Origin of the sequence: Deinococcus humi (assembly GCF_014201875.1) — a bacterium.
Taxonomy (GTDB): Bacteria; Deinococcota; Deinococci; order Deinococcales; family Deinococcaceae; genus Deinococcus; species Deinococcus humi.
Genome location: NZ_JACHFL010000001.1, coordinates 276088 through 296878 on the forward strand (window position 1 = coordinate 276088; position 20791 = coordinate 296878).

Here is a 20791-nt window from a genome sequence, read left to right on the forward strand (position 1 = left end):
TGGGGCGCGGTTCTTTGAGGATTAGGGTCAGGGACGGTGGGACGCAAACCCCTCCTCCTGGCCCACCGTGACCTGCACCCTTGCGGCCTGCCTGTGACGTCCGGCATACTTCCGGACGCCGCAGGCAGGCGCGCTGTTTTTCAGCAGTCGATGCCCCCTGACGATAATTGCAGAGTCCTTCCGTCTCCCGGCCCCCCAGGCCGAGTTCACAGCGACGTGTTTCACGCGTCCAGAGAGGTTCAACTTGACCGTCCTTCCCAGATCTTCCGGCCCCAGATTTAACTTTCAGGCGTACCTGCACGAGTGGTTCCAGAACCCGCGCGGCGACATTCTGGCGGGCATCGTGGTGGCGCTGGCGCTGATCCCGGAGGCGATCGCCTTCTCGATCATCGCCGGAGTCGATCCCAAGGTGGGGTTGTACGCCTCGTTCATTATCGCCATGGTGATCGCCTTTATCGGAGGGCGCCCGGCCATGATCAGCGCGGCGACCGGCGCGATGGCGCTGCTGATGGTGGGCCTGGTCAAGAACTACGGGCTGGACTACCTGTTCGCGGCCACGGTGCTGACGGGCGTGCTGCAGATCGTCTTCGGCTGGGCGCGGCTGGCCCGCTACCTGAAGTTCATTCCGCGCCCGGTGATGGTGGGGTTTGTCAACGCGCTGGCGATCCTGATCTTCTCGGCGCAGCTGCCGCAGTTCGTGAGCGCGGGCTGGGCGATGTACGCAATGGTGGCGGCCGGTCTAGCGATCATCTACCTGCTGCCGCGTGTGTTCAAAGCAGTGCCCAGCGCCCTGGTTGCCATCGTGGTGCTGACCGTGGTGGCTATTTTCGGCCATGTTGACGTGAAGACCGTGGGTGACATGGGGGCGCTGCCCGGCGCGCTTCCCCCCTTCCACCTGCCCAGCGTTCCGCTGACCCTGGAGACGCTGCAGATCATCTTTCCGGTGGCGCTGACGCTGTGCCTGGTGGGGCTGCTGGAAAGCCTGCTGACCGCCCAGCTGGTGGACGAACGCACCGACACCACCAGCAACAAGAACACTGAGTCGCGCGGACAGGGCGTGGCGAACATCGTCACCGGCTTTTTCGGCGGCATGGCCGGCTGCGCCATGATCGGCCAGAGCATGATCAACGTGGGCAACGGCGGGCGCGGGCGGCTGTCCACCTTTGTGGCGGGGGCCTTTCTGCTGGTGCTGATCCTGGTGCTGCAGCCGCTGCTGGTGCAGATTCCGATGGCCGCCCTGGTGGCGGTGATGATCGTGGTCAGCGTGAGCACCTTCGACTGGAACAGCCTGCGGACGCTGACCGTGTTCCCCAGGGGCGAGGGCATCGTCATGGTTGCGACCGTGCTGACCACCGTGGTCACGCATGACCTGTCCAAGGGCGTGCTGGTGGGGGTCATCCTCAGCGCCCTGTTCTTTGCGCGCCAGGTCTCCAAACTGTCGGGCGTCACGCACAGCGACTCCGAAGCGGGGCGCACCTACCGGGTCCAGGGGCAGCTGTTCTTCGTCAGCACCCACGACTTCGTGCACCAGTTCGATTTCCACCATCCGGGCGACAGGGTCACGATTGACCTGAGCGCCGCGCACATCTGGGACGGGTCCGCCGTGGCCGCGCTGGACAAGGTGATCGTCAAATTCCGCTCGCTGGGGGTTGGGGTAGAGGTGGTGGGCCTGAACGAGGCGTCGGCGCACCTGCTGGACCGGCTGGCGACCCATGACCGCTCCAATGCGGCGGGTGTTGATATACACTGAGCCTCACAATCCTGTCATCCGGTGCATCTGCACCGGGGCGCGGGTTCCGGCGGCCATACGCCGAACTGGGGGAAGTCTGCTACCGCGGCTTCTCCCTTTTCGTTTGAGGCGAGTGCCGGCTGTTCCCGCCCGCCTCCTGTTCCCCTTTCCAAGGAGTCCCATCTTGATCAAATTTCTTTCCCGCCCTGTCCATGCCCCCATTCGCGTTCCGGTGCAGCCCCATGCATGAGGCGGGCGGCGAGACCCTGAACCTGCTGTCCAGCCTGGGGGTGAACCTGTCACCAGGGACCCTGACGGTGCTGGCCATCACGCTGTTCGTGGCCACCTACGCCATGATCCTGTTGGAAAAGTACGTTCACCGCACGGTGGCCGCGCTGCTGGGGGCCTGCGCGGTGATGGTGACGGGCATCCTGACGCCCACCCTGGCGTGGGCCAGCATCGACTTCAACACCATTTTCCTGCTGTTCGGCATGATGAACATCGTCAACGTGCTGAGCCGCAGCGGTTTCTTCGATCTGGTCGCTCGCCGGGCCATGATCGTGACGCGCGGCGAACCGGCGCGGGTGCTGTGGATTTTTTCCATCCTGACCGCCGTGTTCAGCGCCTTTCTGGACAACGTGACCACCGTGCTGTTCATGGCCCCGGTGGTGGTGACGGTGGTGGCGCGGCTGGGCCTGCGCCCGATGCCATACCTGATCGCCGTGATCCTGGCCAGCAACACGGGCGGCACCGCCACGCTGGTGGGTGACCCCCCCAACATCATCATCGGCTCGGTGGCGGGCAAGGGCTTCGGCGACTTTCTGGTGAATGTCGCGCCGTACGCGGCGGTCGCCACGGTGCTGGGCATCGGCCTGATGCACCTGTTGATGCGCGCACGCGGCGATCTGGCAGGTGCGGGTAACAGTGATCGCCTGCGGGCAGCCCTGACCGACACCACGCCGATCAAGACCAACCCCAAGCTGATGACCCAGGCGCTGAGCGTCTTCGCGGTCACGCTGCTGCTGTTCATGATCGGGCACCCGCTGGGCCTGGAGGCCGGGCTGGTGGCGCTGACCACCTCCACTTTCCTGATGCTGATCGCGGACCTGACTCCAGTGGAGCTGTTCGAGCAGGTGGAGTGGACCACGCTGCTGTTCTTCATGGGCCTCTTTATCGTGGTGGGCGGCCTGGAGCATGTCGGCGTCTTCCAGACGGTGGCCGCCGGACTGACGGGGGCCATCGACGGCAATATCGGCACGGGCATCCTGGCGGTGGGCTTTGCCAGCGCGATCATCAGCGGTTTCGTGGACAACATTCCCTTCACCATCTCGATGGCCAGCGTGCTGCGCGAGTTGCAGCTCACCCTGGGGCCGACGATGGACCCGCTGTGGTGGGCGCTGTCGCTGGGTGCCTGCCTGGGCGGAAACCTGACGCTGATCGGCGCGTCGGCCAACATCGTGGTCTCCGACATCGCCGCCCGCGAGGGGCACCCGATGGGTTTCGTGCAGTTCATGAAGTACGGGACCCCGGTGGCGCTGGTGACGGTCACGGTGGCGCTGGGGCTGTACTACGCCGCCTTTGTGCTGCGGGGCGGGTAAGAGGGAGCAGAGCAGGTTCAGAAGGCCCGAGCGCGTGAGGGTTCTCTCCTCGATTCCTGATGTTCGACACTAAGGCCGTTCGACTGTTTGGCCCCTTAAGCTACTGATCCCACCCCCGCCCTCCCAAGGAGCTTTCCCATGCAAATCCTCGATCTGGCCACCCTGCTGGTCTGCGTGACCGCCGCGCTGGCCTTCGTGAACGCCCGCTACTGGAAGCTGCCGGCCTCCATCGGCGTGACCGTGGGCGGCCTGGGCGTGAGCCTGATCATCTTCGCGCTGGTCAGCCTGGATGTGCCGTTCGCGCGCGAGGCCGTGACGCTGGTGCGCGGCATCGAGTTCAGCGATTTCGTGTTCGAGGGCGTGCTGTCGTTCCTGCTGTTCGCCGGGGCGCTGGGGGTCAACTCGCAGGCGCTGTGGGGGCTGCGCGGGCCGGTGCTGACCTTCGCGCTGCTGTCCACCGCCATCTCGATTGCGCTGGTGGGCGGGGCCACCTACGCCCTGCTGGGACTGTTCGGGCTGAACGTCTCGCTGATTTACTGCCTGCTGTTTGGGGCACTGATCAGCCCCACCGATCCGGTGGCGGTGCTGGGCATGTTAAAACAGGCGGGGGTGCCCAAACGAATTGAAACGCTGGTGGCGGGCGAGAGCCTGTTCAATGACGGCGTGGGGGTGGTGGCCTTTGCGGTGCTGGCCGGGATCGCGGCTGCCGGGGGCGGCGGGGAAGCGCACGGCCCAGCGATGGGCGCGGGCAGTGTGGCGGCCTTCTTCGCGCAGGAGGCACTGGGCGGGCTGGCACTGGGCTTGTTCCTGGGCTGGCTGGGCTGGCTGGCGCTCAGGTCTGTGAGCGACTTCGTGGTGGAGGTGCTGGTCACATTGAGCGTGGTGCTGGCCTGCACCGCCGTCGCCGTCAACCTGCATGTCTCCGCCCCGCTGGCTGCCGTCGCCGCCGGGCTGCTGATCGGTTCGCTGGCGGATCGCCGCCCGGAAGGGCTGTCCTCGCGCGAGCGCTATGAGGGCTTCTGGCACTTGGCCGACGAGTTGCTGAACATCTTCCTGTTCGCGCTCCTGGCGCTGGAGGTGGTGGTGGTGCGCTTCAGCGGGCAGTCGCTGCTGCTGGGGCTGATCGCCATTCCGCTGGTGCTGCTGAGCCGCACGGTTTCCGTGCAACTGCCGGTCATGGTCCTGGGACGGCGGCGCGACTTCAACCCCTACACCCGCCGCCTGATGATCTGGGGCGGCCTGCGCGGGGCCATCAGCGTGGCGTTGGCCTTCACGGTGCCTGCCGGGGCGGAGCGTGACCTGTTTCTGGTCATGACCTACGTGGTGGTGGTCTTCTCTATCATCGTGCAGGGGCTGACGGTGGGGCGGCTGGCAGCGCGAGCCACCGACACTGAGCGGGGTGGAATGGCGTAGGCACGTCCCTGCTAGGCATCCCGACATCAACGCTAGCGGGAGCGACACGCCCCGTTTTGATGCAAATTCCGTTCAGCTTTTACAATGCAATGTGAATTTCAAACAGTTGTTATGTCAGTTGGACTCAGCTGTCTGGGACGCATATGAAGTTCATTATATTTTTGTAAAGAATAGTCGGTATGCTACGGGGCGTGATTAAGACCGATCCCGTCTCCGCAGCTGTGGAAAAGATAGTGGCCCATACGGCCAGAGTGGGGGTGGTGGGCCTGGGCTACGTGGGTCTGCCCTTCCTAGTTGAGAAGGCCAAGGTGGGCTTCGAGGTGGTGGGCATCGATCGCAGCGCCGAGCGCGCGGGCATGGTGGCGCGCGGCGAGAACTACATCGGTGACGTACGCGACGAGGACCTGAAGGCTGTCGTGGAGCGTGGGCTGGTGACCACCACCACCGACTTCGACGTGGTGCCGGACCTGGACGTGATCGTGATCTGCGTGCCCACACCGCTGGACCGCAACCTGACGCCCGATCTGAGCTATATCCGCAGCGTCACCCACGAGATCGCTGCCCACCTGCGCCCTGGCCAGCTGATCAGCCTGGAAAGCACCACCTACCCCGGTACCACCGAGGAAATCATGAAGCCCATCCTGGAGGCGGGTGGACTGAAGGCGGGCGTGGACTTCTTCCTGGCGCATTCGCCGGAGCGCGTCGATCCGGGCAACGCGCGCTACACCACCAAGAACACCAATAAAGTGGTGGGCGGCAACGATCCGGCCAGCCTGGAAGTCGCGTTGGCCTTCTACCGCCAGACCATTGAACATGTCGTGGCCGTGAGCAGCGCCAAAGCCGCCGAAATGGTCAAGGTCTACGAGAATACCTTCCGGGCCGTGAACATTGCGCTGGCCAACGAGATCGCGCTGCTGTGCGACCGCATGGGCATCTCGGTGTGGGAAGTGCTGGACGCAGCGTTTACCAAGCCTTTCGGCATCATGCCCTTCTACCCCGGCCCTGGCGTGGGCGGCCACTGCATTCCGCTGGACCCACACTACCTGGAGTGGAAGGCGCGCGAATACAACTTCCAGACGCACTTCATCGCGCTGGCGGGCGAGACCAATCGCAAGATGCCAGAATTTGTGGTCGACAAGGCCGCCCGCGTGTTGAACGGGGCGCGCAAGGCGCTGAACGGCTCCAAGGTGCTGCTGTTAGGGATGGCCTACAAGAGCGATCTGGACGACTACCGCGAGTCTCCGGCGTTGGAGGTTTACCGTCTCCTCAAGGAATCGGGAGCGGAAGTTTCTTTCCACGATTCCTGGACCCCGGAAGTCAACGAGCACGGGATTCAGGCCACGGGCATTGACCTGACGGATCAGGTCCTGCAGGACGCCGATCTGGTGATCATCACCACCAAGCACAGCGACGTGGATTACGCCAATGTGATCGAGCAGTCCCAGGCCATCCTCGACACCCGCTACGCCACGCGCGGGATGACCAGCGACAAGGTGACCCTGCTATGACCTCTCAGACCAATGAACAGAAACGCTTTGGCCTGACCGGAGTTTCCGGGTACATCGCGCCCCGGCACCTCAAAGCCATCAAGGACACCGGGAACGTGCTGACCGTGGCCCTCGATCCCTTCGATTCGGTGGGCATCATGGACTCGTACTTTCCGGATGCCGAGTTCTTTACGCAGCCCGAGATCTTTGAGCGTTACCTGTATGACGCTCGCCGCCAGGGAATGGGCGTGGATTACGTGGGCATCTGCAGCCCCAATTACCTGCATGACCCTCACATTCGCATGGCGCTGCGGGCCGGGGCGGACGCCCTGTGCGAAAAGCCCATCGTGCTGAACCCGGAAGACATTACCGCGCTTAAGGAAGTCGAGGAAGAGACCGGACGGCGGGTGTGGACCATCCTGCAACTGCGCGCGCACGCCGCGCTGGAAAAGGTCAAGGCCGAGTTGAGCCCCAGCAGCGGCGACAAGTACGATGTGGACCTGTCGTATATGACCAGCCGCGGCACGTGGTATCTGCGCAGCTGGAAGGGCCGCACCGACGAGAGCGGCGGCCTGGCCACCAACATCGGTGTGCATTTCTTCGACATGCTGGCATGGCTGTTTGGGGACATCGAGCATGTCGAGGTTCACCAGCGCAGCGAGACAGTGTGCGCCGGGTACTTGGAACTGGAACGCGCCCGCGTGCGCTGGTTCCTGTCCATCGATCCCAGCTACCTGCCCGAGGAGCAGATTGCGAAGGGACAGCGGACCTACCGCTCCATCACCATCGATGGTCAGGAAGTGGAGTTCAGCGAGGGCTTCACGGATCTGCACACCGAGGTCTACCGCCGCACGCTGGCGGGCCAGGGTTTCAGCCTGGACGACACCTACCAGGCGATTGCCACGGTGGCCCAGATTCGCAAGCAGGCCATCGTGAGCGCCACGTCCGATACGCGGCACCGCTTTCTGAGAGGCTGAGATGACGCAACAGCAAGCATGGTGGAAACACGACAGTGCCTACGTGGATGAGGGAGCGCAGATCGGGGACGGCACCAAAGTGTGGCACTTCAGCCATGTTATGGGCGGCGCGACCATCGGCGCGGGCTGTTCTCTGGGACAGAACGTGTACGTGGCGAACGGCGTGACCATCGGGAAGGGTGTCAAAATCCAGAACAACGTCAGCGTGTACGAGGGCGTGATTCTGGAGGACTACGCCTTCTGCGGCCCCAGCATGGTCTTTACCAACGTCCGCACACCGCGCAGCGAGTTCCCGCGCAACACCAGCGCCGACTACACGGTGACGCGGGTGGGGCGGGGGGCCAGCATCGGGGCGAACGCTACCGTCGTGACCGGCGTGACCCTGCATGAGGGTGCCTTCGTCGCGGCGGGTGCTGTGGTGACGCGTGACGTGCCCGCCTTTACCATCGTCGCTGGCGTTCCGGCCCGGCCCATCGGCTTTATGAGCGCCAGCGGGGATAGTCTGGACTTCTCCAGCAGTGACACCGTGACCGATTCGGCGGGCCACATCTACCAGAAATTCAGCGACACCGATGTCAGGAGGCTTTCATGACTGCCACCGCACCATTACAAATTCCCATTCTTGATCTAAAGCCCGAGATTGACGAGCTGCGCCCCGAGATTATGGCCGCCATTGGGCGCGTGCTGGACCGTACCGATTTCATCATGGGCGAGGATGTTCACCTGTTTGAGGCTGAGGTTGCCGCGTACCTGGGCGTTAAGCATGCCATCGGCGTGAACAGCGGCACCGACGCGCTGGTGATTGCCCTGCGCGCCCTGGGAATCGGTCCCGGCGACGAAGTGATCACCACGCCGTTTACCTTCTTTGCCACTGCCGAAAGCATCAGCATGGTGGGGGCAAAGCCGGTCTTCGTGGACATCGATCCGGCCACGCTGAACCTGAACCCGGAGTTGATTGAGGCCGCCATCACCCCGGCCACTCGTGCGATCATGCCGGTTCATCTGTACGGCAACCCAGTAGATATGACCCGCGTCATGGAGATTGCCCACAAGCATGGTCTGAAGGTGGTGGAGGACTGCGCCCAGAGCTTCGGCGCACGCTGGCAGGGCACGCAGACGGGCACCATTGGAGATTTTGGGGCGTACTCCTTTTTTCCCAGCAAGAATCTGGGGGCTTACGGCGATGGTGGGCTGCTGGCCACGAATGACGATGCGCTGGCCGACACTGCCCGGATGCTGCGTGTCCACGGGAGCCGCAAGAAGTACCACAATGAAACTGTGGGCTACAACAGCCGACTGGACACCATGCAGGCCGCAATCCTGCGCGTGAAGCTGCCGCACATCGAAAAGTGGAATGCTCACCGCCGCGAGGTGGCCCGGCAGTACAACGAGGGATTGAAGGGAATTGAGGGCATTGTGACCCCTGAACTGACGGACGGCCACGCCTTCCACCAGTACACCGTTCGCGTACAGAGCGGCAGGCGCGATGAGGTTCAGCAGAAGCTGGCTGCACATGGCATTGGCACGATGATCTATTACCCGATTCCTCAGGATGAGTTGCCGATTTACAAGGGCCAATACCCAGTATATGAACACAGCAGCTTGGCGGCTCAGGAGGCTTTAAGCTTGCCGATTGGGCCGGGGCTTGATGCAGCTACTCAGCAAAGAGTACTTAAGTCTGTAACGCTAATCTTCACTTCAATACAGCAGTGATGCGTGCGTTCTTCGCATCCTTTCTGGGCGGTAGTACTTTAAGGCGTAATATTATTCGTATAGTTGGAGGAGCCGCCAGTGGACAAATCATTGTGTTGCTAACTTCGCCATTGATCGCTCGTCTTTACACTCCTGCCGATTTTGGCTCCCTAGCAACTTACGCATCTCTATTAAGCATATTGCTTGTCGCAGTCAATCTACGCTACGACCTTGCTATTATTCGCCCATCAAACGATGATGAAGCGCTTAGAGTATTAGCGATTGCCCTTGTTTGTGCGGTTGTCTTTAGTTTAATTTTACTTACGATTGTTCCAGTTCTCGTCCCACTAATTAGCACACTTATGCCACAAATTTTGGCCTGGCTCTTGCCATTAGGTTTGCTCTTAACTGGTATCTATCAGGCTCTCAATTATTGGGCGGTGCGCAGAAGCGAAGGAGGAGTCATAGGACAGACACGTCTGGTTCAGAGTAGTGCAATGGTTGGCATTCAACTTCTAGGTGGTCTATCAGGCGGAACTGCGTTAGGACTTGGTCTAGGATACATCGCTGGACAGGCCGCTGGCGTGGGGCGACTATTCCGTTTGCTGCCCATGCGCCTGTGGATCGTTTTAACACACCCCGAATTGCTGTCTACTGCACTTAAATACCGACAGTTTCCGCTATTGTCCCTTCCTTCAGGTTTAGCAAACATAGCTGCCTTGCAACTACCGACGTTGTTTGTCGCGCATAACTATGGCTTAGGTGTTGCGGGTTGGTTGGCCTTAGCACAACGCATTTTAGGTGGACCGCTTGATCTCTTAGGTGCTGGGGTTTCTCAAGCATTTATGAGCGAACTTTCACGTGATCAAAGCGATACCATTACGATTAGAAAGCTATTTGATTCTGTAGCACGTCGGCTAGCAGTGTTATCTTTCCCTATTATTTTAATAGGCATGGCATGTCCTACTATATTCACTTTAGTTTTTGGTCCTACATGGCGAGAGTCTGGAATTATTGCAGCTTTGCTAAGCATGATGTATGCAAGTCGGCTATTGAGCAATGCCCTATCTCAGACTCTAATTATTCTGGATAAGCTTAAATGGATGTTCTGCTTAGATTTACTTAGACTTAGCTTAGTATTAGCTGTGTTTGCGATTTTCAATAGCTATACGTACATAGTGCTGATATGTGCCTACTCAGTCGTGATGTCTATTTCATATATTGCTTATTTTATGATTGCCCGATTAGCTTTACAGCACCATATTCCAATGATAGTCGGTAAGTCGTGATTCTAATGCTGATTCGAATGGACCTAAACTGTAGATGTCCGATTATGATAAACTCTTATGGATTTAAGTATATTAGTCTAGAAAACTCACCTGATATTATTATTAGGACTGGCCTTTATGCTTGAACTTATATCTCTATTTCATTTATGTCTTTGTTCCAGCATACTTCTCTTTGCAGGTAAAATGATTGCAAGTGGGCGGCCTTCACTGTTAGCTGTTACAGCTATAGGATTCATATTAATTGATTCACTTGGTATTACTTTTGCACCGTACTTGCGTCTAAGTGATATAGAATATCTTAACAATCCGACATTCCTCATTAATGAGAAGAATGCCGATTTATACCTATTGCAAGTTAGCGCGCACTGGATATTTTTCTTTTTTGTTTTATTTGGCTTGATTCTGGAAGTTCTACAAAAGCCTAAAAATATAATACGGCGAACCATTACTCCAGGAGCTATAAAGCTATTCTCAGGATTATTAATAATGCTTGGACTTATCTTTTATTTCCGGTACTTTATTATTGGTCCTGGCCTAAATATTTTACTGAATTCGCGTATAACTTTTAGCAGTACTAGTGAGGCTATAGCCCAGCGTCTTGAATTGCGTTATAATTTAGAAAATGGTCAAGGTTCATACCTTGCATCACTAGCATCCAAAATCATATTTCCACTATCAGTGGCATTGCTAATCGGCAATAAAATAAGATTGAATATCTTAATATGGTTAATGGGCTTTAGTTTGTCTGCAATATACGCATTCCAAACACGTGAAAAGGCGCCATTGATAGCCATATTCGTTCTATATAGTGCTCTTTTTCTATGGAACAGAATAGCATCAAAGAATGTTAATACACGTTCGATATTTCGCCTTGCTATTCCTGCGGCTTTAGTCTTCTTTATTGGTGGTGCCATATTCTATAGTTTAAACTTTGGTTTAGATTTTTCAGCTGCCATTACTGCCATTGTAGCGCGAACAATCGCCATACCTGGTACGGCGGAGACAAATTTTTTCTTCGTTTTTCCTGAGATATACGATTTTCGAGGCTTAGCCAATATATTTCGTATTGGTCTGCTTGGATACGGCGGGCAGGATACGTCAATTTACGAAGTTGCGGTTGCCGCGACTGGTGACGCATTTGCTACTAACGCTTCCATGCTTGCAGTCGCCTGGAGTGGTGCCGGATATTTTGGCGTGATAATTATATCCTTTATATTAACCTCAATCATTTATTTAATTGATTACTTTTTAGCCCGTTCTGATTTTCAAATTTTTGTGCTATCAGCTATTCTTTCCATGCCAGCCCTTGTTGGTTTAACTTCAGGCAGCGTCATTGATTATATGAGCTGGGGTGGCGTTGTTTCGCCCGTTTTGCTCATAATAATGTCAAATCTCCATTCCCTAACATTCAAGAGGCGAAAATATGTAGGACAGAGTTCGTAGCTTCTTTCATCCAAACAGTACTACTATTTACTTCTTAGCATTCTAAAGATCTTATTTCGACATATAGAGTGATATTAGTTCGTAGAAATAGGCATTTGAGAACTTATAATTCAAGTGAATGGGAGTCGAGCAGAGGTCCTATGAATTATTCTTCAGACCAGCTTACAAGAAATTACAATCGGGAAGAGAGGTTAATTTCATGCGTATAGCATATTTCTTGCAACTAAATATGGGACCAGGCACAGGAGTTTACCGGAAGGTAATTGCGCAGGCAACAACATGGCAACAAATGGGAAATACTGTAGCGTTTTATGTAGCTACTAAGAGTGCCTCACTTGCAGACGATCTACAAAGAACCTGCAAGATCCTTGGAATTGAAGTCAATTGCGAAATTTATGCAGGTAAATTACCACCTCCCTTTGATGGGCGCCTCAGCTCATTATCAAATTTGATCAAGAAATTAGAAATTCTTCCACCAGATATTGTATACACAAGGCAAGACATTTACTTACCGCCGTTAAAAAGATTATTAGGGCACTATAAAGTTGTTGTGGAAGTTAACACAAATGACTTGGGCGAGTTGAAAAATGCATCGAGATTATTTCTCTTTGTCTATAAATTAGGCCGACACATCTTACTGGGAAAGGCCTCCGGAATAATTTATGTATCTAAAGAGATCTCTAATCTGCCGCATTATAATTTATTCAAAACCCCTAAACTAGTTATAGGCAATGGTATCGATCTTGCGGCCACTCGCCCTTTACCGCCAAACGCAGATAAGGCGATTCGACTCGTCTTTATAGGACAATCTGGCCAGTCTTGGCATGGCATAGATAAAATAATTAAGTTGGCCACATTGCGCAGTACATGGGAATTCAATTTGATCGGTATATCAAAAGAAGAAATGCCAGATGGCTGTCCTCCAAATGTCGCTCTTCACGGCGTTCTCTCCACAAACATGTACGAGCCTATCCTTCAGTCTTCTGATTGCGCAATTGGATCTCTTGCCCTACACAGGAAGGATATGAAAGAAGCCTCTCCTCTCAAGGTAAGAGAGTATCTGGGATATGGACTACCAGTGATAATCGGATATGAAGACACGGATTTACATTCAGAAGAAAACTTCATACTTAAAATTCCAAATTGCGAAAGTAATGTAGAAGAATCAATTCATCAAATAGACAATTTTATAGGCAATTGGAAGGGTATAAGAGTGCCAAGAAAGTCGATTGAGTCACTAGACTATAACTTCAAAGAAAGAAAAAGGCTTATGTTTTTTCGGGAAGTAGGCGGACTCGCAGAAGACACTATTCACAATCACAATAATGATAAGCTATAATATGGTGCCGAAAATATCTATCGGTCTTCCAGTTTATAATGCCGCTAATTTCGTTGATCGGGCCATCGCATCTATTTTAGCCCAGTCAGAAAAGAACTGGGAACTGATAGTAGTCGATGATGGCTCATCAGATGAATCCCTGATGGTTGTTCAATCATTTAATGATAATCGAATAAAGATCTTCCAAGATGGTGAAAATAGAGGATTAGCAAATAGACTCAATCAAATTACTTCTCTAGCTAAAGCACCTTATTTAGCCCGTATGGATGCAGACGATCTTATGCATCCAGAGCGCTTAGCACTTCAATTGGGTTACTTAATCGAAAATCCGCATATAGACGTAGTTGGTAGCGGTGTATATACAATAGATAAACATGACAATGCTTATGGCTATCGGAAAACTAGGATACCCACATCCATTGATCAAGCATTGCGCGGCGGGGTTTTTATACATCCTACCATTATGGGAAGATCGAGATGGTTCCAAAAATTCCCATACGATGAAATATATGGCCGAGCAGAAGACGTTGATTTATGGTTACGCAGCTTGCCATACTCAAACTTTGCGGTTATTGACCAGCCGCTACTATTTTATCGAGAAATGGGCTTGCCTTATTTAAAAAAATATCTACTCTCTTCAAAAGAGGTGAGGCTAATCATAAGGCAGCAAGGCAAAGAAAAATTAGGTCGGATGGGCACTCTGCGCGCATTAAGAAACACATACTTAAAGGATGTAATTTATCAAGTCACGAGCAGAATTGGAAAAGAAGATGCGCTACTTCTCCGTCGCAACCGATCTCTTGACCTAGCGGAACAGGCAGACGCTGCCGAGATTCTAAAATACATCCGCCAGTTTCTCTCCACCGACTCTGCAACGCAGGAGAACGGAAATTCATGATGCGAGTTCTGTATCTGGTGACGATTCCACTCAGCGCCCGCGTCTTTCTGGAGGGTCAGCTTCAATTCATGAAGCGACGTGGCTATGATCTGCACCTGGCTTCGTCGCCTGCTCCCAGACAAGATCTACTAGCTGTAGCCCTACGGGAAGGCGCTCAGGCTCACTTCGTTCCTTTGGCTCGCGAAATAGCTCTGAGCCAAGATGTGCGGGCGCTGGATGCTATCTGGAAATTGACACGTCGACTTCGCCCCGACGTGACTAACGCAGGAACCCCAAAAGCTGGGCTAATCGGTGGAATTGCGGCGTCGCTTTCAGGTGTTCCAGCACGCATTTATACTCTTCATGGCCTGCGCTTGGAGACAACATCTGGTCCCAAACGCAAACTCTTGACTTGGATGGAACGCCTTGCTTGCGCTTGCGCCCACCGTGTGGTTTGCGTCAGCCCTAGTTTGCGAGACAGGGCTATTGAGCTTGGCTTGGTGTCTTCATCCAAAGCATTAGTTCTAGAGTCCGGCACCTGCAATGGCCTCGATGCCCAGCGTTTCCTCCCAGATTCCATACCCGCAGAGCGACTAATAAATTTGAAGGATGCCCTTGCACTCCCCACTGACGTCCGTGTCGTAGGTTTCGTTGGGCGCTTTGTACGAGACAAAGGCATCACAGAACTGTTGGAAGCTTTCAAGCAGCTTTATGAAACCGACTCGAGAACACGTCTGCTTCTGGTTGGAGATTATGAACAGGGCGACCCAATAGCCACTGACGTTCGCCAAACCATTGAAACTCATCCGGGAGTGGTACGGGCAGGCTTTGTGGCCGACACTGCGCCCTATTACCAGTTGATGGACGTGCTGGCTTTTCCGACCCACCGCGAGGGCTTCGGCAATGTCGCCTTGGAGGCTGCTGCCGCCAGGAAACCAGTCGTCGCATCAAATGCGACAGGCGCGGTGGATGCCATTGTGAATGGTGCGACTGGCATCACGGTTCCAGTCGGAGACACAAAGGCGCTGGCTGACGCTCTACGACGTTTGCTAGAAGACAGGGAACTTGCCCAACGATTCGGGCAAGCAGGACAGGAGCGGGTCTTGCGTGACTTTCAGCCGCAGCGCATCTGGGAAGCGCTCGATGAGCTGTACCAGGAGCTCCTAGCCGAAGCACGGATCCGGCGAGGTCAGCGGCTTCGGCGAATCGTGGACGTAGCCGCTGCGGGCACGGGGCTGGCGGTTCTGTCTGTCCCTATGCTGGCACTGGCGCTGGCAGTACGCTTCAAACTCGGTTATCCCGTCCTGTTCAGCCAGAAACGCCCCGGACTCCACGGAAAGCCCTTCACCATGTACAAGTTCCGCACCATGCGCGACGCGGTGGACGCCCACGGCCAGCCCTTACCGGACAGCGAACGCCTAACCCCACTGGGCCGCTTTCTGCGGGCGTCCTCGCTGGACGAACTGCCTGAACTTTTTAACGTGCTGCGCGGCGACATGAGCCTGGTGGGGCCGCGCCCGCTACTGATGGAATATCTGGAACGCTACACGCCCCAGCAAGCGCGGCGGCATGAAGTCCGCCCCGGCATCACTGGCTGGGCACAGGTGAACGGGCGCAATGCCATATCCTGGGAAGAGAAGTTCAAGCTAGACGTGTGGTACGTGGACAACCGCAATTTCGCGCTGGACCTGAAAATCCTGTGGATGACCATTCAAAAGGTCTTCAGGCGTGAGGGCATCAGCGCGGCGGGCGAGGCGACCATGTCTAAATTCTTGGGCGAACCCAGTCCCGAAGCGTGAGCGGCATACTGGTGGTCGGTGCGGGCGGACATGCCAAGGTGGTGATTGCCACCCTGCGCGCGGCGGGGCTGGAGGTGGCCGGGGTACTGGATGACCACACCAAGTCGTGGGGCGGATCGGTGCTGGGTTGCCCAGTGCTGGGTGATTTGGAACACTTGAAGGAAACGCATGACCGCGCCGTCCTTGCCATAGGGAGCAATACGGCACGGCGCGACATTGCCGCCCGATATCCTAATACGAATTGGGCCTCGGTCACCCACCCGGCAGCTACCGTGCATGAAAGCGTTCAGGTAGGGCCGGGAACGGTCATTTTCGCGGGCGCGGTGATCCAGCCGGATACGGTACTGGGCCGTCACAATATCGTGAATACAGGTGCGACTGTGGACCACGACTGCATACTGGAGGACTTCGTGCATGTGGCACCTGGCGTCCATCTGGCGGGCGCAGTTCATCTGAAAGAAGGTGTCTTTTTAGGCGTCGGCGGCGCGGTCATGCCGGGTATAACGGTGGGACGCTGGACGACGGTAGGCGCGGGCGGCGTCGTCGTTCGTTCGTTGACTGCAAACACGATAGCCATAGGTATACCCGCCCGCCCGATAGAGGAGAATAAACAGTCATGACCTACACCGCCCCCAAGCAACTGGATCGCACCCTGGCACCCTGGCCCGTCTTCGAAACCGACGAGATCGAGGCAGTCTCCGAGGTCCTGCGCTCCGGCAAGGTCAACTATTGGACGGGTACTGAAGGCCGCGAGTTCGAGAAGGAATACGCCGCCGTGCTCGGTGTGCCCTACGCTATTGCTCTCCACAACGGCACGCAGGCGTTAGAGCTGGCACTTTATGCCTTGGGCGTCGGCGCAGGCGATGAGGTGATTACTACACCGCGTACCTTCATCGCCTCGGCCAGCGCCGCCGTCATGCGCGGCGCGGTGCCTGTGATTGCTGAAGTCGACCGTGATAGTGGCAACATCACCGCCGAGACCATCCGTGCCGTGCTGACCCCCCGCACGCGCGCCATCATTGTGGTACACCTGGCTGGGTGGCCTGCTGATATGGCTCCAATCATGGACTTGGCCCGCGAACATAACCTGTTTGTGATCGAGGACTGCGCCCAGGCCCACGGTGCGAAGTACCACGGGCAGCATGTAGGCACCATTGGGCATATGGGCTGTTTCTCGTTCTGCCAGGACAAGATCATGACCACCGGAGGCGAGGGCGGCCTGCTGGTCACGCACGACGAGGACTTGTGGCGCAAAGCTTGGGCCTTCAAGGACCATGGCAAAAGTTACGATGCTGTGTACAACAAGGAACATCCGCTGGGCTTCCGCTGGCTGCACGAATCCTTTGGCACCAACTGGCGCATGCTGGAAGTGCAGGCCGCGATTGGCCGCCTGCAGTTGCAGAAGTTGCCCGCTTGGACTCAGCAGCGCCAGCGCAACGCAGCGGTGCTAGCCGAGCGCTTCTCGCAGTTGCCTGCCCTGCGCGTTCCCACCGTCCCGGAAGGTTCCGAACACGCTCAGTACAAGTTCTACGTGTACGTGCGGCCTGAACAGCTGCGGGCTGGCTGGGACCGGGACCGGATCATGGTCGAAGTAGTGGAGCGCGGCGCACCGTGTTACACCGGCACCTGCTCCGAAATTTACCTGGAAAAGGCATTTGTGGACGCCGGGCTGGGGCCGAAAGAACGGCTGCCCGTCGCCCGCGAACTTGGCGAGACCTCACTGATGTTCTTGGTTCACCCCACGCTGACCGAGACGGATATGAACGCGGTGGCCGACGTGGTGGAAGGAGTCGTGCGGGAGGCAACGCGCCCCTGACGCCTGAACTCAGGGTTAGCGGGGAGTGAACTCCAGTTGGCGCACTTCAGATTGCGATCCGCCAAGGTTTTGTTGTAGGGGTTAATCAGCCAAATATCGATTGGCGCAGAAGTGAGCTTAAAGCTGAGAGGCTGCCATTCTGACGTCGTAGTCAGCGTTTTGAAAACTCTTTCCCCTTGTCTAAAGATTAAAATTGGAAAAGCCCCATTCCCTTCACTACCTCGAACTTTGAGAGTTAGCTCTCCAGCTCCACAAGGAGTCAAGGTTATTGGAGGCAAATTCACGAGTGAAACAGAGCGGGCAGCTGGATACCAGCTGTTTCCACTCCCTTTCGGGACGCTAACGCTTTGGAACCCTTTACACGCTGGTGCATTTAACTGGACATAACTCAACGTGGCAACACGCACATCTGCCGAATAAAAGTCATTCAAATACCCCAGATAAAGGCTACCTGCTTTGGGAATTGAGATCTGAATGCTCCGTTCTTGAGAGAAAGCCGGATTTGCAATTATATCGCCATCAAAAGCAACAAGCAGGCGGGGCTGTTCATCTCCACCCAATTCACCATCAGCGGTGATTTTGAGTATCCCCGCCGAACAAATATTCGCTTCTAACCAAGCATCACTGAGAAATTTGAAGCCCTGGCCCTGTGGAACAACATAGTTTTCGCCGCGCTGATATCCCGGCTTGAATACGATCGGTTGGGCACAGGCCAGTTGCGGAGGCGCCAGAGCCAACTTTTCGGGTGGCATACTCCGTCCGCCAACCATGCCGAGTCCAGCCGCAACCATAACTGGCCCCACCCCAAGCGCCAGCGCCCGCAGCAGCGGCTTCATCTTCATGGTGGTGTCCTCCCGCCGTAGACACTTTTCGACGCCATTTGACGCCACTTACAGCCACTTGCCGACATCCGCCTCACCGTCGCCCCGTCCGCCACAGCAGCGCCGCCCCAGCCACCACCGCAATCAGGTCCGGCGCGTAGGCGGCCACCACGCCCGACACCGCCCCGTTCTCCCCCATTACCCGGAACACGCTCCAGGTAGCGTAGTAAGCAAACGTCAGCAGCAGCGCCCACACCAGCCCCAGGTCCCGCCCACTGCGAAAGGTAAACACCGCCAGACTGACCGCGAAAAAGGCCAGCGCCAGGGCCGCCAGCGGCTCGGCAAACTTGCGGTGCAGCGCCGTAAAGTCGGCGGGCGAACGGACGCCCTGCGCGCGGTACATGGCGGTCCTGGCCCACAGCTCACGCAGCGGCGTGTAGATCGGCTTCAGCTCGCCGCCGCCCGCATCCAGATCCGCCTGCACGTCCTGTACCGGCAGGCTACCCGTCTTGAAGGTCAAGATGGTCACAGGACGCGCGTCCTGGTAGGTGATGCGGCGGCCATCACGCAGTTCCAGCACGTTGCTGCCCGCTTGCAGGCGCCCACTGGCAGCCGTGATGACCTCACGCGGGGGCAGGCCCGGCTGCATGGTCACGATCCGCAGGTCTTCCAGCTCCCCACCGGGGCCGATCTTGCCCACGCTGATGGCACGGTCCAGGGCGTCGCGCAGCACGATGCGCTGGCCGTCCGCGCCCACGCCGTCCAGACCGATCACGCGCGGGTTGTCGAAGACGATCTCCTGCTTGACCTTGCGTTCCTGCACCTTGGCGCGCGGCACCAGGCCCTCGCCCAGCGCAAAGGCCAGCACGGTCACGCCCAGGCCCAGCGCCAGCACCGGCCACAGCAGCCGGGTGGCCGGAATCCCGGCGGCCAGGGCCCCCTTCAGTTCCGAATCGGCACTCAGGCGCGACAGGCCCAGCAACGTGGCGAACATCAACGCAATGGGCAGGGCGCGGGCGGCGGCCTCCGGCACGTTCAGCGCCAGCACGCGAGCCACCAGCACTGGATCGGCCCCCTTGGCCAGCAGCGGCGCGATGACCTCCTGCAGCGCGGCCAGCACCAGCAGCACAATCACGGCGGCCAGCGCCCCCAACAACAGGGGCAGGATCTCGGCCAGGACGTAACGCTCGAACAGCTTCATGGCTGGGCCACCGTGGGTCTGGAGGAAAGGTGGTCAGAGGGAATAGGTGAGGTGCGTCTGGCCCCTTCATGTCCCCTGGAGGCTTGGAACGTTGCAGCGACGGACAGAGCCAGGGCTCGGCCCCTTGGCCCCTCCCCTCTCAGGGACGCCTGTCCCCGGCTCACCTTAGCCTCCAGGCCAGGCCGCCCGCCAGCAGCAGGAAGGCCAGGTTGGGAATCCAGGCGGCCAGCGTGGGGTTCAGCGCACCAGCCCCCGCCAGCCCCGGCATGGTGGTCCACAACACGTAGAAGCACACGATAAACACCAGCACGGCGGCAAAGGCGGCGGCGCGGTTGCGGATCAGCAGGCCCAGCAGCCCGGCGGCCAGAGCGAACACCACCGGGGTGGCAGGGTCCGCGACGCGGGCGGCCAGCTGGAAGGTGTAGTCGCGCACGCCCTTGCGGCTCAGCCCTCCGTCCGCCAGTGCGGTGCGCAACTCGGCGTTGCTGACCTGCTGGGCAGCGGGGGGCGGCGGGCGCAGGGTGTCGTTCTGCGGAATCACCAGATCCGTGGACGACTGCTGCGGATTCTGGCCAGGGCGCGAGATCCAGGGACTGTTCAGGGTCCAGATCCCCTTGCCCGAATCCCAGGTGCCGTACTGCGCGGTGATGGTCTCGTCGCCGCGCTGTACCATCACGCCGCTGAGCTGCGCCACCGCGCTCCCAGCGTCATCGGCGCTGACGCGGCCCGCGTAGTACAGCGCACCGGGCGGGGCGTAGGTGTAGTTCTCCTGCTTGGGCGGTGGGGGCGGCTGATCGTAGATGGTGTACCACGCGCGGTCCCAGTTCGCCAGCCCTGCGGGAACCAGGGTGCCCGCGTTGAAGTACGCCACCACGCCCACCAACGCGAACGGCAGCGCCAGCGGCCACACCAGACTCAGCGGGCGGATGCCGCTGGCCAGGACCGCCTTGAGCTCGTTGTCGCGCTGCATGCGCGAGAAGGCCAGCAGGATCGAGAACGGCACCGCCAGCGCCAGCGTCTTGTTCAGGCTCTGCGGCAAGATCGACAGGAAGGCCGCCAGCGCCTGGCTGACCGGCGGGTGGTAGATCAGCAGCTTGCCCACGGTGCTGCTCAGGGCGTCGGTCATCAGCAGGGTCAGGAACAGCGCCACGCCCCCCAGATACCAGCGGGCGATCTCGCCGAGTACGGTTCGGGTCAGGATGGGCACGGGCGCGATTCTAGCGGTCCCGGATGAGGAAAAGGGAGCGGAAGGCGGGGGTGCCGGGGGCACTGGGGAGGGTCAGAGGGCAAGGGCGCACTTGACCGTGCGC

The 20791-nt window shown here is 57.6% G+C and carries 17 protein-coding genes; 14 read left to right on the forward strand and 3 right to left on the reverse strand.

All coding sequences use genetic code 11. The features are described 5' to 3' along the window. Positions 1 to 244 precede the first annotated feature (244 nt). From HNQ08_RS01425 to HNQ08_RS01490, 14 genes are all read left to right on the forward strand, one after another. The gene (locus tag HNQ08_RS01425; RefSeq protein WP_184127303.1) at positions 245 to 1750 is read left to right on the forward strand and encodes a SulP family inorganic anion transporter; all 1506 of its coding nucleotides are present in this window, start codon (positions 245 to 247) and stop codon (positions 1748 to 1750) included. 221 nt (positions 1751 to 1971) lie between these two features. After that, on the forward strand, positions 1972 to 3327 hold the full coding sequence (locus HNQ08_RS01430) for an ArsB/NhaD family transporter (protein ID WP_184127304.1): 1356 nt from the start codon (positions 1972 to 1974) through the stop codon (positions 3325 to 3327). Between the two features lie 138 nt (positions 3328 to 3465). Then, on the forward strand, positions 3466 to 4740 hold the full coding sequence (locus HNQ08_RS01435) for a cation:proton antiporter (protein WP_184127305.1): 1275 nt from the start codon (positions 3466 to 3468) through the stop codon (positions 4738 to 4740). Between the two features lie 191 nt (positions 4741 to 4931). Beyond that, positions 4932 to 6248, forward strand: a complete 1317-nt coding sequence (locus HNQ08_RS01440) for a nucleotide sugar dehydrogenase (protein ID WP_221283943.1) — start codon at positions 4932 to 4934, stop codon at positions 6246 to 6248. Then, complete coding sequence (locus tag HNQ08_RS01445; RefSeq protein ID WP_184127307.1) at positions 6245 to 7204, forward strand: Gfo/Idh/MocA family oxidoreductase; 960 nt, start codon at positions 6245 to 6247, stop codon at positions 7202 to 7204. The genes HNQ08_RS01440 and HNQ08_RS01445 overlap by 4 nt, the downstream gene beginning before the upstream one ends. 1 nt (position 7205) lies before the next feature. Then, positions 7206 to 7796 carry an acyltransferase gene (locus tag HNQ08_RS01450; protein WP_184127308.1) on the forward strand — a complete coding sequence of 197 codons (591 nt, stop codon included), beginning with the start codon at positions 7206 to 7208 and terminating at the stop codon, positions 7794 to 7796. Then, the gene (locus HNQ08_RS01455; protein WP_184127309.1) at positions 7793 to 8917 is read left to right on the forward strand and encodes a DegT/DnrJ/EryC1/StrS family aminotransferase; all 1125 of its coding nucleotides are present in this window, start codon (positions 7793 to 7795) and stop codon (positions 8915 to 8917) included. Before HNQ08_RS01450 ends, HNQ08_RS01455 begins: the two co-directional genes overlap by 4 nt. Beyond that, positions 8917 to 10185: a lipopolysaccharide biosynthesis protein gene (locus HNQ08_RS01460; RefSeq protein WP_229789669.1), complete on the forward strand. Its 1269-nt coding sequence runs from the start codon at positions 8917 to 8919 to the stop codon at positions 10183 to 10185. The genes HNQ08_RS01455 and HNQ08_RS01460 overlap by 1 nt, the downstream gene beginning before the upstream one ends. Before the next feature lie 117 nt (positions 10186 to 10302). Next, positions 10303 to 11628, forward strand: coding sequence for a hypothetical protein (locus HNQ08_RS01465; protein ID WP_184127311.1), 1326 nt, complete (start codon positions 10303 to 10305; stop codon positions 11626 to 11628). A 118-nt stretch (positions 11629 to 11746) separates the two neighbouring features. Continuing rightward, complete coding sequence (locus tag HNQ08_RS01470) at positions 11747 to 12967, forward strand: glycosyltransferase family protein (RefSeq protein ID WP_184127312.1); 1221 nt, start codon at positions 11747 to 11749, stop codon at positions 12965 to 12967. Beyond that, positions 12954 to 13865, forward strand: coding sequence for a glycosyltransferase family 2 protein (locus HNQ08_RS01475; RefSeq protein WP_184127313.1), 912 nt, complete (start codon positions 12954 to 12956; stop codon positions 13863 to 13865). Before HNQ08_RS01470 ends, HNQ08_RS01475 begins: the two co-directional genes overlap by 14 nt. Beyond that, positions 13865 to 15643, forward strand: a complete 1779-nt coding sequence (locus HNQ08_RS27835) for a sugar transferase (protein ID WP_342355676.1) — start codon at positions 13865 to 13867, stop codon at positions 15641 to 15643. Before HNQ08_RS01475 ends, HNQ08_RS27835 begins: the two co-directional genes overlap by 1 nt. After that, positions 15640 to 16263: an acetyltransferase gene (locus tag HNQ08_RS01485; protein ID WP_184127315.1), complete on the forward strand. Its 624-nt coding sequence runs from the start codon at positions 15640 to 15642 to the stop codon at positions 16261 to 16263. Before HNQ08_RS27835 ends, HNQ08_RS01485 begins: the two co-directional genes overlap by 4 nt. Next, positions 16260 to 17459 carry a DegT/DnrJ/EryC1/StrS family aminotransferase gene (locus HNQ08_RS01490; RefSeq protein ID WP_184127316.1) on the forward strand — a complete coding sequence of 400 codons (1200 nt, stop codon included), beginning with the start codon at positions 16260 to 16262 and terminating at the stop codon, positions 17457 to 17459. Before HNQ08_RS01485 ends, HNQ08_RS01490 begins: the two co-directional genes overlap by 4 nt. On the opposite strand, the gene HNQ08_RS01495 is transcribed toward HNQ08_RS01490, so the two are convergent. From HNQ08_RS01495 to HNQ08_RS01505, 3 genes are all read right to left on the reverse strand, one after another. Then, complete coding sequence (locus tag HNQ08_RS01495; RefSeq protein WP_184127317.1) at positions 17378 to 18301, reverse strand: hypothetical protein; 924 nt, start codon at positions 18299 to 18301, stop codon at positions 17378 to 17380. The genes HNQ08_RS01490 and HNQ08_RS01495 overlap by 82 nt on opposite strands. A 73-nt stretch (positions 18302 to 18374) precedes the next feature. Further along, positions 18375 to 19481 (reverse strand): LptF/LptG family permease, encoded by a 1107-nt coding sequence (locus HNQ08_RS01500; RefSeq protein WP_184127318.1) that lies wholly within the window; start codon positions 19479 to 19481, stop codon positions 18375 to 18377. A gap of 160 nt (positions 19482 to 19641) precedes the next feature. Next, positions 19642 to 20688 (reverse strand): LptF/LptG family permease, encoded by a 1047-nt coding sequence (locus tag HNQ08_RS01505; protein ID WP_184127319.1) that lies wholly within the window; start codon positions 20686 to 20688, stop codon positions 19642 to 19644. Positions 20689 to 20791 lie beyond the last annotated feature (103 nt).